The sequence below is a fragment of the Streptomyces sp. NPDC048288 genome (assembly GCF_043201555.1).
In the GTDB taxonomy this organism is placed as follows: domain Bacteria; phylum Actinomycetota; class Actinomycetes; order Streptomycetales; family Streptomycetaceae; genus Streptomyces.
In genome coordinates this window covers 1-15,656 of the sequence record NZ_JBICZD010000020.1, presented here as the reverse complement: position 1 = coordinate 15,656, position 15,656 = coordinate 1, and the positions used below count along the sequence as shown (strand labels likewise).

The 15,656-nt window shown below is 70.1% G+C and carries 15 protein-coding genes; 6 read left to right on the top strand and 9 right to left on the bottom strand.

Annotation, left to right across the window (positions count from 1 at the left end; genetic code table 11):
• Positions 1 to 39: 39 nt before the first annotated feature.
• Positions 40 to 843, top strand: coding sequence for an SDR family NAD(P)-dependent oxidoreductase (locus tag ACGFZS_RS45435; protein ID WP_393800113.1), 804 nt, complete (start codon positions 40 to 42; stop codon positions 841 to 843).
• Positions 844 to 947: 104 nt separating this feature from the next.
• On the opposite strand, the gene ACGFZS_RS45430 is transcribed toward ACGFZS_RS45435, so the two are convergent.
• Positions 948 to 2,264, bottom strand: a complete 1,317-nt coding sequence (locus tag ACGFZS_RS45430; RefSeq protein WP_393800112.1) for a flavin-containing monooxygenase — start codon at positions 2,262 to 2,264, stop codon at positions 948 to 950.
• 560 nt (positions 2,265 to 2,824) lie between these two features.
• On the opposite strand from ACGFZS_RS45430, the gene ACGFZS_RS45425 reads away from it, so the two are divergent.
• From ACGFZS_RS45425 to ACGFZS_RS45410, 4 genes are all read left to right on the top strand, one after another.
• The gene (locus tag ACGFZS_RS45425) at positions 2,825 to 3,571 is read left to right on the top strand and encodes an SDR family NAD(P)-dependent oxidoreductase (protein WP_393800111.1); all 747 of its coding nucleotides are present in this window, start codon (positions 2,825 to 2,827) and stop codon (positions 3,569 to 3,571) included.
• 86 nt (positions 3,572 to 3,657) lie between these two features.
• The gene (gdhA, locus tag ACGFZS_RS45420) at positions 3,658 to 5,022 is read left to right on the top strand and encodes an NADP-specific glutamate dehydrogenase (RefSeq protein ID WP_393800110.1); all 1,365 of its coding nucleotides are present in this window, start codon (positions 3,658 to 3,660) and stop codon (positions 5,020 to 5,022) included.
• A 57-nt stretch (positions 5,023 to 5,079) separates the two neighbouring features.
• Positions 5,080 to 6,165 (top strand): S-(hydroxymethyl)mycothiol dehydrogenase, encoded by a 1,086-nt coding sequence (locus ACGFZS_RS45415; RefSeq protein ID WP_393800109.1) that lies wholly within the window; start codon positions 5,080 to 5,082, stop codon positions 6,163 to 6,165.
• Positions 6,165 to 6,797: an MBL fold metallo-hydrolase gene (locus ACGFZS_RS45410; RefSeq protein ID WP_393800108.1), complete on the top strand. Its 633-nt coding sequence runs from the start codon at positions 6,165 to 6,167 to the stop codon at positions 6,795 to 6,797. The genes ACGFZS_RS45415 and ACGFZS_RS45410 overlap by 1 nt, the downstream gene beginning before the upstream one ends.
• 333 nt (positions 6,798 to 7,130) lie before the next feature.
• Here the strand turns inward: ACGFZS_RS45410 and ACGFZS_RS45405 are convergent, their stop codons facing one another.
• The 8 genes from ACGFZS_RS45405 to ACGFZS_RS45370 form a co-directional block, all read right to left on the bottom strand.
• Positions 7,131 to 7,286: a hypothetical protein gene (locus tag ACGFZS_RS45405; protein WP_393800107.1), complete on the bottom strand. Its 156-nt coding sequence runs from the start codon at positions 7,284 to 7,286 to the stop codon at positions 7,131 to 7,133.
• Positions 7,287 to 7,592: 306 nt separating this feature from the next.
• On the bottom strand, positions 7,593 to 8,345 hold the full coding sequence (locus ACGFZS_RS45400) for an SDR family NAD(P)-dependent oxidoreductase (RefSeq protein ID WP_393800106.1): 753 nt from the start codon (positions 8,343 to 8,345) through the stop codon (positions 7,593 to 7,595).
• Positions 8,346 to 8,422: 77 nt separating this feature from the next.
• Positions 8,423 to 9,583: an FAD-dependent oxidoreductase gene (locus ACGFZS_RS45395; protein WP_393800105.1), complete on the bottom strand. Its 1,161-nt coding sequence runs from the start codon at positions 9,581 to 9,583 to the stop codon at positions 8,423 to 8,425.
• A gap of 138 nt (positions 9,584 to 9,721) precedes the next feature.
• Positions 9,722 to 10,588: a substrate-binding periplasmic protein gene (locus ACGFZS_RS45390; protein WP_393800104.1), complete on the bottom strand. Its 867-nt coding sequence runs from the start codon at positions 10,586 to 10,588 to the stop codon at positions 9,722 to 9,724.
• Between the two features lie 14 nt (positions 10,589 to 10,602).
• On the bottom strand, positions 10,603 to 11,256 hold the full coding sequence (locus ACGFZS_RS45385) for an amino acid ABC transporter permease (RefSeq protein ID WP_393800103.1): 654 nt from the start codon (positions 11,254 to 11,256) through the stop codon (positions 10,603 to 10,605).
• Positions 11,256 to 11,891, bottom strand: coding sequence for an amino acid ABC transporter permease (locus tag ACGFZS_RS45380; protein WP_393800102.1), 636 nt, complete (start codon positions 11,889 to 11,891; stop codon positions 11,256 to 11,258). The genes ACGFZS_RS45385 and ACGFZS_RS45380 overlap by 1 nt, the downstream gene beginning before the upstream one ends.
• Before the next feature lie 5 nt (positions 11,892 to 11,896).
• Positions 11,897 to 12,631 carry an amino acid ABC transporter ATP-binding protein gene (locus ACGFZS_RS45375; RefSeq protein WP_393800101.1) on the bottom strand — a complete coding sequence of 245 codons (735 nt, stop codon included), beginning with the start codon at positions 12,629 to 12,631 and terminating at the stop codon, positions 11,897 to 11,899.
• Between the two features lie 450 nt (positions 12,632 to 13,081).
• Positions 13,082 to 13,993, bottom strand: a complete 912-nt coding sequence (locus ACGFZS_RS45370; RefSeq protein WP_393800100.1) for a LysR family transcriptional regulator — start codon at positions 13,991 to 13,993, stop codon at positions 13,082 to 13,084.
• Positions 13,994 to 14,137: 144 nt separating this feature from the next.
• Here ACGFZS_RS45370 and ACGFZS_RS45365 point away from each other — a divergent pair, with 144 nt between their 5' ends.
• Positions 14,138 to 15,463 carry a flavin-containing monooxygenase gene (locus ACGFZS_RS45365; RefSeq protein ID WP_393800099.1) on the top strand — a complete coding sequence of 442 codons (1,326 nt, stop codon included), beginning with the start codon at positions 14,138 to 14,140 and terminating at the stop codon, positions 15,461 to 15,463.
• Positions 15,464 to 15,656 lie beyond the last annotated feature (193 nt).

The following is a 15,656-nucleotide window of genomic DNA, read 5'->3' as shown; positions in this document are numbered from 1 at the left end:
AGCAGGCAAGCCGCAAGTCGCACGCAGGGAGTACCGGTCATGGCGAAGACGTGGTTCATCACGGGCAGTTCGAGGGGGTTCGGCCGCGAGTGGGCCGAAGCGGCGCTCGAACGCGGCGATCACGTCGCGGCGACAGCGCGGGACGTCAGCCTGCTGGCCCCTCTGGCCGAGCGGTACGGGGACGCGGTGCTGCCGGTCCGGCTCGACGTCACCGACCGCGCCGCGGTGCATGAGGCGGTGCGGCTCGCCCACGCGCGTTTCGGTTCGCTGGACATCGCGGTCAACAACGCCGGGTACGGGCATTTCGGCATGGTCGAGGAGGTGAACGAGGACGACCTCCGGGCTCAGATGGAGACCAACTTCTTCGGCGCGGTGTGGGTCACGCAGGCCGTGCTGCCCCTCATGCGGTCGCGACGATCGGGAAGGATCCTGCAGGTGACCAGCGAGGGAGGCGTACGCGCGTTCCCCGGCATCGGCGCCTACCACGCCTCCAAATGGGCCCTCGAAGGGCTGTCGGAGTCCCTGGCGCAGGAAGTGGCGGCCTTCGGCATCCACATCACCAACGTCGAGCCCGGCCCCTATGCCACCGACTGGCTGGCCCGCGGGGCACGGCACAGTGAGCCGCACCAGGACTACGGCGAGGTCCACGCGGCCACCGCACCGGACTTCGAGGTCGGCGACCCGCGCGCGACCCGCGACGCGATTCTTCGGATCGTCGACGCGGACCAGCCACCACTGAGGATCTTCCTCGGCAGGTCCTACGCCGACGTCGCCGATCTCTACGAAGAGCGTCTCAGCACCTGGCGCCAGTGGCAGCCGGTCTCCCTGGCCGCTTTCGGCTGACCGGCAGCGCCGGGTGTCGGAGCCGGGGGCCGCGGAGGCAAGGGCCCACTCGGCGCCGTCGGAAGCGAAGGCGCCCTGCCGGGCATCCTGTTCGGCGCTGTGGTTCACACCGGCTGGAGCGAGGGTGTCGAGTCGCCCGAGGACAACGCGTAGGCCGCCAGCAGTCGTTCGGTGTCGGCCATCTGACTCAGCCAGCGGTCGCGGACGACGTCGATGCCGGTCTCGGGCTCCTGGAGGGACGCCAGGTATCCGGCGAGCGGGGCGCCTTGGGCGCCGGCCTGCTCGTGCATTTCGATCATCTTCGCCACGATCTTGGCCTGGATGCCGTAGACCGGGATCTGCGGGCCACGGGGCGCGATGAGGCCGATGAAATACAGCTTCTCGGCGGCTTCCGCGACGATGCCGCCCGCGTAGCGCACGGGCACTCCGCCGACCCACCTGAACAGGTCGTCGTCCAGGAAGGGAAGGCGGGCGTTGAAGCCTGTGGCCCACAGGACGGTGTCGTAGTCGCGGGCCGTGCCGTCGGTGAAGTGGACGGTTCTGCCGTCGAAGCGGTCGATGGCCGGGCGGATGGTGATGCGGCCGTGGTGGATCCAGTACAGCAGGAGGTCGTTGACGACCGCGTAGCCCTCGGCGAGGGTGGCCCCCTCGGGCTCGGGCATACCCGGATAGGCGTTCCACTCTCCGAGCGACAGCCGGGACATGAGCCGGTTGATCAGGTCCTGCTCGGACGGGGAGAAGTCGGCCAGGAAGGGCACCTGCTGACGCGGCACGCCGAAGTACGTCTTGGGCTGGAACCATGAGCCGTGCCGGATGACGATGTCGGCGTCCAGGCGGTGCTGGGCGACGTCGACCGCCAGGTCGCAGCCGGAGTTGCCGGCGCCGACCACGAGGATGCGGTCCCCCTCCAGGTCGGAGACGTTCCGGTACGACCCCGAGTGGATCGTCTTTCCCGTGAACTCGCCGGGGACGTCCGGGATCTTGGGGTCCCACAGGTGGCCGTTGGCCACGAGGACCCCGTCGTAGATCTCGTCGTCCCCGGCGGAGGTGGTCACGCGCCAGCCGTACGCACCGGTCCGGGCGTCCCCGCTCCCCTCGGGCGCCTCGACAGGCTCGACGCTCGTCACGGCGGTGCCGAACCGGATGATCTCGTAGAGGCCGTGGTGGCGGGCGTAGGACTCGATGTAGGCGCGCACCTGGTCGCGGCGCGGGAAGTGCGGGTAGTCGGCGGGCATCGGGAAGTCCTCGAACGTCGTCATGTCGCGCGAGGTGATCAGGTGCAGGGCGTCGTAGTCGGTGTGCCAGTGGCCGCCGACCCGGTCGGTCTTCTCGAAGCAGTCCACTTCGTGGCCGCGCTGGCGGAGTTGCTGCAGGGCGGAGACGCCTGCGGCGCCGGCACCGATGACGCAGTAGCGGGGCATGGGGATTCCCTTCGTGGTCCGCAAAGCAGGAGCTTCGGCGTGGCCGGGCCCGGTCAGGGACGAGTGGTCGGCCCATCGGGATGACGACAGATTGACAGCGGGATCGCTCTGGATGAATGCGCGATCCACGGGAGCACCCCAAGGGTTTCCCTATGACTGCGGCTCACAGGGCCTGCGGCGGCGGGCGGGCGTGTGGTGGGCGCGTGGTGGGCGTAGGCGGTCGGTGGCCTCTCGGCCGGGGCGCCAAGGCTGTCGTTGACCGAGAACCCTTGTCGGCCAGGGGCAACAGACCCGACCTGCCGGGCCGTTCCCGATCCGTCTCGCACTCGCCGAGTCAGCTGCCGCAGCACCGCGAAAGCGCCTGCCCAAGGCTGTGCCTTGAGACGCTCCCGAACTTCGAAGCTTCACCAATCACCCGGCGCCTCCTCATACTCACCGCAAGCCCTGAGGCCCCCACCGCGCCGACACCGCAGCGCCCTCATCGCCGTGGCCGCCGGCGCGGTCCCCTTTCGCTCGTTCGACGACTCCAGCTTTGACGACAGGAACGGAGATGATCGCCGATGGCGGCTTCGTCGCCCGCTGCGCCCGCCGAGCCGGCGGCCCCCGCTCAGTCCACAGCTCTGGTGACGGGCGCCGCCAGCGGCATGGGCCGTGCGGTCGCGGAACGCTTCCTCACCGAGGGATGGACGGTCCTCGCCCTGGACCGCGATGCCGAGGCCCTGGTCAAGGCGGCCGCCGAACTCGGCCCCGCCTTCCGCCCCGTGCCGGTGGACATCACCGACCGCGCGGCCGTCACCACGGCACTCGGCTCCCCGGTCGGCCTGCGCGCGGTGGTCAACGCGGCCGGCGTCTACCCGCCCACCCTCCTGGCCGACTACGACGAGGCGACGTACCGCCGCACCTTCGACGTGAACGTCCTCGGCACCCTCAACGTCACCGCCGCGGCCGTGCCCGCCCTGCGCTCCGCGGGCGGCGGCACGATCGTCAACTTCGCCTCGATCGACGCCTTCGCGGTCTCCCCGGGGCAGCTCGTCTACAGCGCCTCCAAGGCGGCGGTGGTCTGTCTGACCCGCTCGCTCGCCCATGAGCTGGGCCCTGACGGCATCGCGGTCAACGCCGTCGCCCCCGGCTGGGTCGACACCCCCGGCACCCGCGCCGGCGGCCGTATGGAAGAGGGCGTCGCCGCCGTCCCGCTCGGCCGGGCCGCCCGGCCCGCAGAGATCGCCGACTGGGTCTGGAAGCTGTGCCACGGCACCTATCTGACCGGCGAAACCCTGGTCGTCAGCGGCGGGCTCACCGTCCGCTGACCCAGGTGGAGGGAGGCATCCGCCGCGTACGCCCTCCGTCCCACGAGCATCCGCCACGCCATTCGCCATCCGACGGAGGTACGTCCATGACCGTCCAGCACGCACCCGCACCGGACCTGCGCCTGACCGCCGACGTATACACCGCGATCCAGACACGGGATCCCGGGCAGTCCGAGTTCCACCAGGCGGCGCGCGAGGTGCTGGAGTCCCTGGAACCCGTGCTCGCCCGGCACCCCGCGTACGGCCGCCACCGGATCCTGGAGCGCCTGTGCGAACCGGAGCGGCAGCTCGTCTTCCGGGTGCCGTGGGTCGACGACACCGGGCAGGTGCGGGTCAACCGGGGCTTCCGCGTGGAGTTCAGCTCCGCGCTCGGCCCGTACAAGGGCGGTCTGCGCTTCCACCCGTCCGTGAACCTCGGGATCGTGAAGTTCCTCGGCTTCGAGCAGATCTTCAAGAACGCGCTGACCGGGCTGGCCATCGGCGGCGGCAAGGGCGGCGCCGACTTCGACCCCAAGGGCCGCTCGGACGGCGAGATCATGCGGTTCTGCCAGTCGTTCATGACGGAGCTGCACCGTCACCTGGGCGAGCACACCGACGTCCCGGCCGGTGACATCGGCGTCGGCGGCCGGGAGATCGGCTACCTCTTCGGCCAGTACAAGCGCATCACCAACCGCTACGAGTCCGGGGTGCTGACCGGCAAGGGCCTGAACTGGGGCGGCTCCCACGTCCGTACCGAGGCCACCGGCTACGGCACCGTCTACTTCGTCTCCGAGATGCTCGCCGTACGCGGCCAGGACCTCGACGGCCGGCGGGTCGTGGTCTCCGGTTCCGGCAACGTCGCCCTGTACGCCGCCCGGAAGGCCCGGGAACTCGGCGCTCAAGTCGTCGCGGTGTCCGACTCCGACGGATACGTCGTCGACGAGCACGGCCTGGACCTCGACCTGATCAAGGACATCAAGGAGGTCCGCCGCGGCCGGATCAAGGAGTACGCGCAGACCATGACCCGCGCCCGGTACGTCGAGGGCGGCTCCGTCTGGGACGTACCGTGCTCGGTGGCCCTGCCCTGCGCCACCCAGAACGAACTCGACGGGAACGCGGCGCGGGCGCTGCTGGCCGGAGGCGTCATGGCGGTCGCCGAAGGCGCCAACATGCCCACCACCCCACAGGCCGTACGGCTGCTGCGGGAGGCCGGCGTCGCCTTCGGCCCGGGAAAGGCCGCCAACGCCGGCGGAGTCGCCACATCCGCCCTGGAGATGCGGCAGAACGCCGGCCGTGACGCGTGGACCTTCGAGGACACCGACCGGCGGCTCGCGGCCATCATGGCCGGCATCCACACCACCTGCCTCGCCGCCGCCGAGGAGTACGGCGCCCCGGGCGACTACGTCGTCGGCGCGAACGTCGCGGGCTTCGTCAAGGTGGCGGACACCATGCTCGACCACGGGGTGATCTGACGCACCCGGTTGCTCGAAACCCACACCCCTACAAGGCAGTTGAGGAGAGATTCGGACATGGCACAGGAAGTACGCGGCGTGATCGCGCCGGGCAGGGACGAGCCGGTACGGACCGAGACGATCGTCGTCCCCGACCCCGGTCCGGGCGAGGCGGTGGTCAAGGTGCAGGCGTGCGGGGTGTGCCACACCGACCTGCACTACAAGCAGGGAGGGATCAGCGCCGACTTCCCCTTCCTGCTCGGGCATGAGGCCGCCGGTGTGGTGGAGTCGGTGGGCGACGGCGTGACCGACGTCGAGCCGGGCGATTTCGTCATCCTCAACTGGCGTGCGGTGTGCGGAAGTTGCCGGGCCTGTCTGCGCGGTCGGCCCTGGTACTGCTTCAACACCCACAACGCCGAGCAGCGGATGACCCTGCTCGACGGCACCGAGCTCTCCCCCGCCCTCGGCATCGGCGCCTTCGCGGAGAAGACCCTGGTGGCGGCCGGGCAGTGCACCAAGGTCGACCCGGCCGTCGCCCCGCAGGTCGCCGGGCTGCTCGGCTGCGGCGTGATGGCGGGCATCGGCGCGGCGATCAACACCGGCAACGTCGGCCGCGGCGACACGGTGGCGGTGATCGGCTGCGGCGGTGTCGGCGACGCGGCGATCGCCGGGGCCCGGCTGGCGGGCGCGGCGAAGATCATCGCCGTGGACATCGACGACCGGAAACTGGAGACGGCACGGCGGATGGGCGCCACCCACACCGTCAACTCCCGCGAGACCGAACTCGTCGGCGCGATCAAGGACCTGACCGGCGGCTTCGGCACCGACGTCGTCATCGAGGCGGTCGGCCGCCCGGAGACGTACCGGCAGGCGTTCTACGCCCGCGACCTCGCCGGCACCGTCGTCCTGGTCGGCGTGCCCACCCCGGAGATGAAGCTCGAACTCCCGCTCCTGGACGTCTTCGGACGCGGCGGGTCGCTCAAGTCGTCGTGGTACGGCGACTGCCTGCCGTCCCGGGACTTCCCGATGCTGATCGACCTGCACCTCCAGGGGCGCCTGGACCTGGCCTCCTTCGTCACCGAGACGATCTCCCTGGACGAGGTGGAGAAGGCGTTCGCCAGGATGCGCGACGGCGACGTGCTGCGCTCGGTGGTGGTGCTGTGATGACGGCCGTACGCATCGACCACCTGGTCACCTCGGGCACCTTCTCGCTCGACGGGGGCACCTGGGACGTCGACAACAACGTCTGGATCGTCGGCGACGACACCGAGGCGATCGTCATCGACGCCGCCCACGACGCGCGGGCCATCGCGCAGGCGCTGGGCAACCGGACCCTGCGGGCCATCGTGTGCACCCACGCCCACGACGACCACGTGGGCGCGGCCCCGGAACTCGCCGCCCTGACCGGCGCACCGATCCTGCTCCACCCCGACGACGACGCGCTGTGGAAGCAGACCCACCCCGGCCGCGCCCCCGACGGCCCCCTCGCCCACGGACAGCGCCTGACGGTGGCCGGCACGGAGCTGACCGTCCTGCACACGCCCGGTCACGCCCCCGGCGCGGTCTGCCTCCACGCGCCCGCGCTGGGGGCCGTGTTCACGGGAGACACCCTCTTCCAGGGCGGCCCCGGCGCCACCGGCCGGTCGTTCTCCGACTTCCCCACCATCATCCGTTCGATCCGCGACCGGCTTCTCACCCTGGCCCCGGACACGACCGTCCACACCGGGCACGGCGCCCCGACCACCATCGGCACCGAGGCCCCGCACCTCCAGGAGTGGATCGACCGAGGCCACTGACGCCACCTCGGCTCACCGGCAGGTCGCCCCAGGGCGCGGTGCCATGCCACCGCGGGCAGGCACTGGTCCGCTGCTCCTCCCGTGGTGACCAGGAACTTCGCACGGCCATGACGCCGTCCACCGACGCGGTGGCGGTGTTCCTGCACGACGCTGTGGCCGCCCTGTCACAAACGGACGGCCGCACACGCACCGTCCGGGGCCTCGACGGCGAGCCTCCACTCGTCCAGCCGTGGACGACGCCGGGACGCGGATCATGCTCACCGGCCGGCTCGGCATGCTCACGGCCCTCCTCGGCGACCTGGCCCGGCTGCTCGCCCACGGGCATCACCCGGCTCAGGCGCTGTTCGATGCCGTACGTGTCGTCGCCGTCGCCGTCGGTCCGGCGACGGCTCCTGCCGATTCCGACGTGTATCCGCTGCCGGCCGGCGGGTTCATCCTCAGCACGATCGTCTTCAGCGCGATGTCCACCGCCGGCGTCGTCCGGCGCATGCTCGGCCCCGGGCTGGCAGGGCTCATCGGGCCCCGCGGAGATCACCGAAACCCGGTCTCTGCTGCCCCTCGGCACCATCCGCGACGTCACGAGCCTGTCCGCCACCCATGTACTGGCCCGTCTCCAGGGGGGTGTCCCGGAGGGGTTCGTCGGCGCAGACGTCGGCACCGACGCGGCGTCGTCTGCGCCCTGCCCACTGCGGTCAGCAGGGTCAGCAGCCGTCCGGGGCGCCCGGAGCCCACGACACGTCCCCTCCCGGGTCCGCGGCGTGGGTGCCGGACGTTCGCGTGCCGCTCCCTGTGCGATCAGCGGGTGCGGAATCCTCCGTCGACGACGAGTTCGGTGCCGGTGACGAAGCTCGCGTCGTCGCTGACCAGGAAGGCGACGGCGGCGGCGAGTTCGTCGGGGACGGCGCGGCGCCCGAGCGGCGTCTCGCGCAGGACACCGCTGTCCGGCTCGTCCTCATTCATCGCCGAGTTGACCCCGCCGGGCACCAGGGCGTTCACGCGGATTCCGTCGGCGGCGAGTTCCAGCGCGGCCGTACGGGTCAGCCCGAGCATGCCGGACTTGCTCGCCCCGTAGGCGGCGTACCCGATCGCCCCGGACGGCCCGTACACGGACGAGGTGTTGACCACGACGGGCCGGTCCCCGTTGCGGAGCAGCGGAATCATCGTGTGGATGCCGAGGAAGGCGCCCGTCAGGTTGACCGCGATGAGCCTGTTCCAGGCCGCCAGGCTCTCCTCGGCGAGGGTGGTCTCGTGGATGATGCCGGCGTTGTTGACGAGGATGTCCAGGCGTCCGTGGCGACCGTCGAGAAGGGCGTACGCGTCCTGCCAGGACGTCTCGTCGGAGACGTCCAGGTGGACGTAGGTCACGTCGTGTCCGGCCTCCCGCAGTTCCTTCTCCGTCTGGGCGCCTACCTCGTCCAGCACGTCCGCGATGACGACGGTGGCTCCTTCGGACGCCAGTCGGCGGGCATGCGCCGCGCCCTGGCCACGTGCTCCGCCGGTGATGAGCGCGACCCGGCCGCTGAGCCGGTGGGCAACGGAAGTGGTCATGGTGGTCCTCCACATGTGGGCCGCCGGCAGGGGCCGACGGTGAACAACGGTCAGGGGAATCGGTTGGCTCGGCCGCCCTACCGGCCCGCACCGGCCGCGGCGTGGGCGGCCAGCCGGAATTCGGCGGGGACGTCTCCGGCGCCGGTCGCGAGGTCGGCCGCGAGTTCGCCGAGGAGCGGTGCGAACTTGGCACCGTGGCCGGAGCACGGCGACACGACGGTGATGCCGTCGACGCGGTCGAACAGGAAGTCCTCGGACGGGGTCAGGGTGAACAGGCAGGTGGCCTCGGCGTACGGCTCCGGTTCGACTCCGGGGACGAGGCGGGACACGAAGTCGACGATCCGCGCGCGGCCGCCCGGCTCGATCACGCCCTTGCGGTGATCGTCCGCGGTGGGAATCACCGGCCCGCCCTTGTACTCGGCGACCTTGTGGCCGCGGTACTGGGCGTCCCGCCCGCCGGGGAGGCCGTACGTCTGGATGTCGGAGCCCTTGTGGATGAAGCTCGGCCACACCGTCTCGGGCGCTCCGTCCGCCGGCAGGTCCCGGTAGGGGAAGTGGAACACCTGCTCCTGTCTGATCTCGAAGGGCGGGAAGCGATCGAGAAACGCCGCGGGCAGGGACAGTTCGCCGAGCAGCGTGGGCAGCCAGCCGCCGGCGGTCACCACTACGTGGGCGCCGTCGAGGGTGCGTCCGTCCGCCGTGTGCACGCGGTACCCCCCGGCCACGGGTTCCATACGACGGACGGGCCGGCCGGTGAGAACCCTGGCGTTCCCGGTGGCTTCGGCGACCCTGAGCATGGCCCGCACGGTCCCGATGGCGTCGAGGACGCCGGCTCCGGGATGCCAGAGCACGTCCGTGTCGAACCGCAGCCCCGGCCACCGCGCGCTCGCCTCGGCGGCGGTGAGTACGTCGTGCTCGATGCCGTGTGCGGCCAGCCCGGCCGCGAGCCGGTACGGATCGCGCAGGTCTCCGTGGTCCACCGACCCGGTTTCGGTGAGCAGCCTCACCCCGCTGACCCGCTCCAGTTCGTCCCACCCGCGCCGGGCACGGACGACGAGGCCGGTGTACAGCGGATCCGGGTAGGCGTACCGGAAGATGCGGGCCGATCCGTGCGAACTGGCCAGCGGGTTGCCGGGTTCGGCGCGTTCCAGGACGGTGACCTGGTGTCCTCGCGCGGACAGGTGCCAGGCGGTGGACGCTCCGGCGAGACCCGCCCCGATGACTATGAACTCTTCCACGCTCTTGTCTCCGACTGGTTCCGAGGGTCCGAGGTCACGTTTCGCTCCCGGCCACCGGGCTCGCTCGGTGGCCGGGACCACCGGGCTCGCTCGGTCACCGGCCCATGCGGTGAGCGAGCCCGGATTCCGGGGCGGCGATCAGAGTTCGCGCGGGGTGCCGACCACGGCGGCCTTGGCGTCGAGGCCGTACTTCTTGAGGATCTTGGCGATGGTGCCGTCGGTACGCATCGCGGTGATCTGCGCGTTGATCGCGGCGGTGAGTTCGGGGTTCTTCTTGCTGGTGGGCCAGTTGACCTGCCCGGGTGCGGACGACGCGGACACCCGGGGATCGGCCGGCCAGGCGACGATCTCAGCGCCCTTGATCGGACTGGTCTTGAAGCGGGCCACAGTGGCACCGACACTGTCGATCACGGCATCGACACGACCGTTCGCGAGGTCGCTGAACAAGGCCTCGCCGTCCTGGTAGATGACGAACTTGTCGCCGAACACCTTGGTCATGTCGTCGTTCCACAGGTTGCCCACGACGGAGCCGATCTTCTTGCCGTCGAGGGCGTCAAGGTTCTTGTAGCCGGCCTTGGAGATGATGGCGCCCTGGTCGAGGTAGACCGGGTCGCTCAGCGTCACGATCTTGGCTCTGGCCTTGGTACGCCACCAGTCGCCCGCGGCCACATCGGCCCGCCCGGACTGCACCGAGGGGACGGCGGCGTTGGCGCCACCGGCCGAGGAGACGGTCAGGGTCAGACACTCCCGGGCGGCGACCTCCTTGAGCAGGTCGCCCTCGATGCCGGACAGCTCGTCACCCTTGATGATGGTGTGCGGGTTGAAGTCGTAGGTGGAGACCGTCAGGGTCCCCTCCTTGACGGTGCTGAACTTCTGCTGCGGGGTGCAGTTCGACGACACGGAGGAGGTGGACGAACCTCCGCCGCAGCCGGCGAGGACGAGGGTGAGGGCGGCCGCGCCGCCGGCGAGGGCGGTGGTGCGGGAGTGACGGGGAAGGTGCTTCATGAGGGTGTTTCCTTTCACAGGTGCCGGCTCAGCCTGCGTTCGGCGATCCGGACGAATCCGAGGGCGACGAGCGTGATGGCCGCGTAGAGCGTGGCGGTCAGGCAGAACACGCTCAGGTACTGGAAGGTCAGCGAACTCAGGGCGTACGCCTTGGACATCAGTTCCGGCACGGAGACCACGAAGGCGAGGGAACTGGCCTGGAAGATGGTGACCGCCAGACTGGCGAGCGGCGGGGTGGAGATGCGCAGGGCCTGCGGCAGGACGATGTGGCGGAAGCCGCTCCAGCCGCGCAGGCCCGTGGTCAGTGCCGCTTCCTTCTGCCCGCGCGGCACCGCGGCGAGACCGGCCCGGAACAGCTCGCTCGCGTAGGCTCCGGTGGTCCAGGACAGCGAGATCACGGCCGTGGTGAACGCGGCGAGCGTCAGGCCGCCTTCGGGCAGACCGAAGTAGAACAGGTACAGCAGCACGAGCGCGGGGGCACCGCGGCCGACCTCGACGGCGAGGAACGCGACCCACCGCAGCGGCAGCACCGAACTCTCGATCATCAACGCCAGCAACAGCCCGAGCGGCATGCCGAACAGCAGGCACAGCGCGGTGAGTTGGACACTGGTCAGCAGTCCGGGAGCGAGATCGGGCAGCCAGTCGGCCCACTGGGCGAGGAACGACATCAGACCACCTCCACCTTGAGTCGCATGGCGCGGTCGACGCGGCGGGTGACGACCGCGAGCGGCAGGCTCATCGCGATGTAGAGAGCGCCCGCGACGCAGAACGCCTGCAGACCGTTGTGGGCTTCTTTGGCGGCCATGTTGGCCTGGTACGTCATGTCGTGAACGCCGATGGTCGACGCGAGGGCTGAGTCCTTCAGCAGTCCGATGGTGAAGGCGACGACGATCGGCAGCGTCACGCGAAAAGCCTGCGGCCCGATGATGTAGCGGCTGCGGGCCAGGAAGCCGAGTCCCAGCGCGGTGGCGGCCTCCCACTGCCCGGCGGAGATGCTGAGCAGACCGGAGCGGTACGCCTCCGCCAGGTAGCCCGAGGAGATGACCGAGAAGCCGATGACGGCGGCGGTCATCGGGTCGACCATCAGGGCGTACTGCGGGAGTCCGAAGTAGATGAGGAAGAGCCAGGTGATGGGCGGAATCGCGCGCACCACGTTGATGTAGGTGGTGGCCACGGTGCGCAGCACCGCGTACCGCGACCTGCGTGCGGCCACCAGGGGAAGCCCGAGGAGGGCGCCGAAGAGCAGCGACTGGCCGGTGACCAGCAGGGTCGAACCGATCCCGGACGCGATCTGGCTCAGCATCGCACTCACCGGTCCAGCACCGCCCTCAGGAACTTCCTGGTGCGTTCGTGGGTCGGGGCCGTCATGATCTGCTCGCTCGGCCCGATCTCCAGCACCCCGCCGTCGGCCATGACCATCACGCGGTTCGAGACGTCGCGGGCGAAGTGCATCTCGTGCGTGACGACGATCATCGTCATGCCCTCCTCGGCCAGGTCCCGCATGACGGCGAGCACCTCCAGGCCCAGTTCGGGATCCAGCGCGGAGGTCGGCTCGTCGAAGAGCATCACCTTCGGCGACAGCGCGAGCGCGCGGGCGATGGCGATGCGCTGCTGCTGCCCGCCGGACAGCCGGGACGGATGCGTGCCGGCCTTCTCGATCAGGCCGACGCGCTTGAGCAGCGCGTTCGCGACCTCGACGGCCTCGTCCTTGCCGCGCCCGAGCGCCTTGCGCTGCGGCAGCGTGATGTTCTCCAGCACCGTGAGGTGGGGGAAGAGGTTGAAGCTCTGGAAGACCATCCCGGTCACCTTGCGGAGCTGGTCGAGGCAGGCGCCGTCGGGACGTTTCCGGCTCACGTCGACTCGTACACCGCCGATGTCGATGGTCCCCGCGGTGGGCACTTCGAGGTAGTTCAGACATCGGAGGAAGGTGCTCTTCCCCGCGCCCGAAGGCCCGATGATCGACACCACCTCGCCCTCGGCCATGTCGAGGTCGACGTCCTTCAGCACGGTCTGGGTGCCGAAGGCCTTGTGGAGTCCGGACACGTGCACACCCCCGCTTCGGGGCCCTGCTGACGTTCGTGGGGTTCGCGCGCCGAAACTGAAGGCCATCGGTCCGCTCCTGTCCGTGCGTGGATACCGATCGCGTCGATATCGGGGCGTGGATTCGGGTGATGTTCGGCTCCGGCCCTCGGCCTTGTCCGACACTCGACAAAAATTCGAACCATCTGCCCGATTCGCGAACACTGTCCTATCGGCGCGTTTCGGGTTGACGACAGTGTTGGCACCCCCCGCCTCCGGGTGAAGCCGTTGTTTACGAGAGCAGCCAGAGGTTTTCCCTGGAGCAGACGGCGCGCAGCGCATCGCGCGAAGGAACGCTTGCGCAGCTCAGGGCCCGTTTCGTGGGTCGCCGGGAACTCATCCGGAGCCGCGACACCGTCACGCGATCGAGCGGGAACTTACATCGCCGTAACCGCGCGGCGGACGTCGGCCGACTCAGGAAAGGCGAGTGAGGATCTCGCGCGCGAGCCGAATCAGGATCTCGGTGGCCGGCAGAAGCGTGGCGTCGCGACGGGTGACGAACGCGAAGGTCTCCGCGAGCGGCGGATCGAGCGACACCCAGTGCAACGTCCGCAGAGCGCCCAGAGCGCGCGCCAGCGGCAACGAGATGACGGTGTCCGCGACGCCGCGCGCGGCGAGGTCCAGTGCCGCGGCCGGGGACTCCACCTCCACGACCGGGCGCAGCGCGACACCGGCGTTCTGGGCCCTCGTCACGAGCTGCCGGCGCGTGGGGTCCATGTCCCCCAGGTGCGCCTCGGTCAGGACGAGGTCGGCCTCGGCGACCTGCTCGATGCCGAGCGGAGCGCGGACATGGCTGCGGCTGCGCGAGAGGTAGACGGCCTCCATCTCGAAGACGACGGGGCTGACGTCGAGGCCGCGGTCGTCCACCGGCAGGGCGACGATCCCGGCATCGAGGTCGCCGTCGCGCACGCCGTCCGCGACCTGCACGGAGTTCATGCCCGCGAGGCGCACGCGGACCTGCGGGTGCAGCGCCCGGAAGTTCGCGACCAGGTCGGCGTGCAGGAAGTAGTGGGCGCTGCTGAAGGTGCCGAAGGTGACCGTGCCGCCGGTGAGGTTGCGCACGGGGTCCACCGCCGCCACGGCCTCCTCGGCGGCCATGATCGTGCGCTCGGCGTAGGGGACCAGGGTTCGCGCGGCGTCGGTGAGGATGAGCTTGCGGTTGGTCCGGATGAACAGGCTGACCCCGAGCTGGCTCTCCAGTCGGCGGATCTGCTCGGACAGGCTGGGCTGGGCGATGTAGTGCGCCTCCGCCGCGGCCGAGAGCGACCCGTGCTGCACGGCGGAGAGGAAGTACTGCAGCTGTTGCAGCGTGACCGACGTCGCCACCACGACCTCCTCCGACCGACCGGGCTCCTGCTCAAGGAAAGACCTTTGGCAACTCTCCCCATCATGTCATGGACCGGAAGGCAGGGCGCTGAGCAGACTCTTTCCCGAACGCACCGCGAAGCCCGTCGAGCCCGAGGAGGCGGAATGCCCCGATACTGCGTGATCGGCGCCGGTGCCGCGGGCCTGTCGGCGCTCCAGCAGCTGCGCGAGGCCGGCCACGAGGTCGTGTGCTTCGAGAAGACCGACCGGGTCGGCGGCCACTGGCACACCGACTACGACGCCCTGCACCTGATCACCTCGCGCGACATGACGACGTTCGAGGACTTCCCGATGCCCGCCGACTACCCGCACTTCCCGCGCCGCGACCAGGTGCGCGCCTACATCGAGTCCTACGCCCGCCACCACGGCCACCACGACCTGATCACCTTCGACACCGAGGTCCTCGCCGTCACCCCCGAACCCAGCGGCCCGGGGCCGGTCGGCTCGGCCGGCTGGCGGGTGCGGACCACTCGCGGCGACGAGGGTGTGTTCGACGGTGTCCTGATCGCCAACGGACATCTGTGGAGCCCGCACATACCGGCGGTACCGGGCGATTTCGCCGGCACACAGCTGCACTCGAGCGAGTACGACAACGTCGGCGACCTCACCGGGAACCGCGTGCTCGTCGTCGGCGCGGGCAACTCCGGCTGCGACATCGCCGTGGACGTGGCCCAGCACCGTCTCGAGGTCGACGTCGTCATGCGCAAGGGCCGGCACTTCCAGGCGAAGGCGTACTTCGGCGTGCCGCGGGCGCAGGTTCCCTGGCTCGCCCGGTTCAGCCCCGACGAACAGGACCTGATCAACCGCCTGCTGGCCCGTGTCTCCCTCGGCGAGCCCGGGAACTACCCGAACATGCCGGTGCCGGAAGCGGCGACACTCGCCGACGGCCCGACCACCGTCAACGACCTCCTGCCGTACTGGATCCACCACGGCCGCATCACCATCCGCCCGGCCATCGACCGCTTCGAAGACACCACGGTCCACTTCACCGACGGCACCGCGCGCCACTACGACTCGATCATCTACGCGACCGGCTTCGACGTGTCGCTTCCGTTCCTCGCCGACGGCCAGATCGTCTGGCGTTCCGGAGTGCCGGTGCGCTACGCCGGCGGGATCCTGCCCGCCGGCGCGGAGAAGCTCTACTTCATCGGCCTGATCGCACCACGTGGACCACAGATTCCCCTCTACGGAGTCCAGACCAAGCTCGTCGCCCGGATGATCGCCCTGCACACCGAAGCGGGTCCGCAGGGGCTGGCCCTGACCAACTACTTCGCGAACCTGCAACCGCCAGAACTGCGCATCGATGTCGTGCGCGCGGCCTGGGACGACCAGATGACCGACACCGCACGGCTCCTCAGCGCACTGGAAACCGCACCGGTGTCCCGCGGCATCGGCCGCCCCACCACAGCGTCAGCCCGCACGAAACCCTGACCCCGAACGTCTCCAACCGACTCCCCCACAGGATCAGCGACCGACGTCAGGCGGCCTTTCCGACCGGTTCAAGGATCGCCACGCACTCCACATGATGCGTCATCGGAATGACATCGGCCCAAGCAAAGCACAGAAAGTCCCTGTTCAGAGCCATATTTTCGGCTCGTTGCCCCGTGGGCAGGCGCCCGCAGCG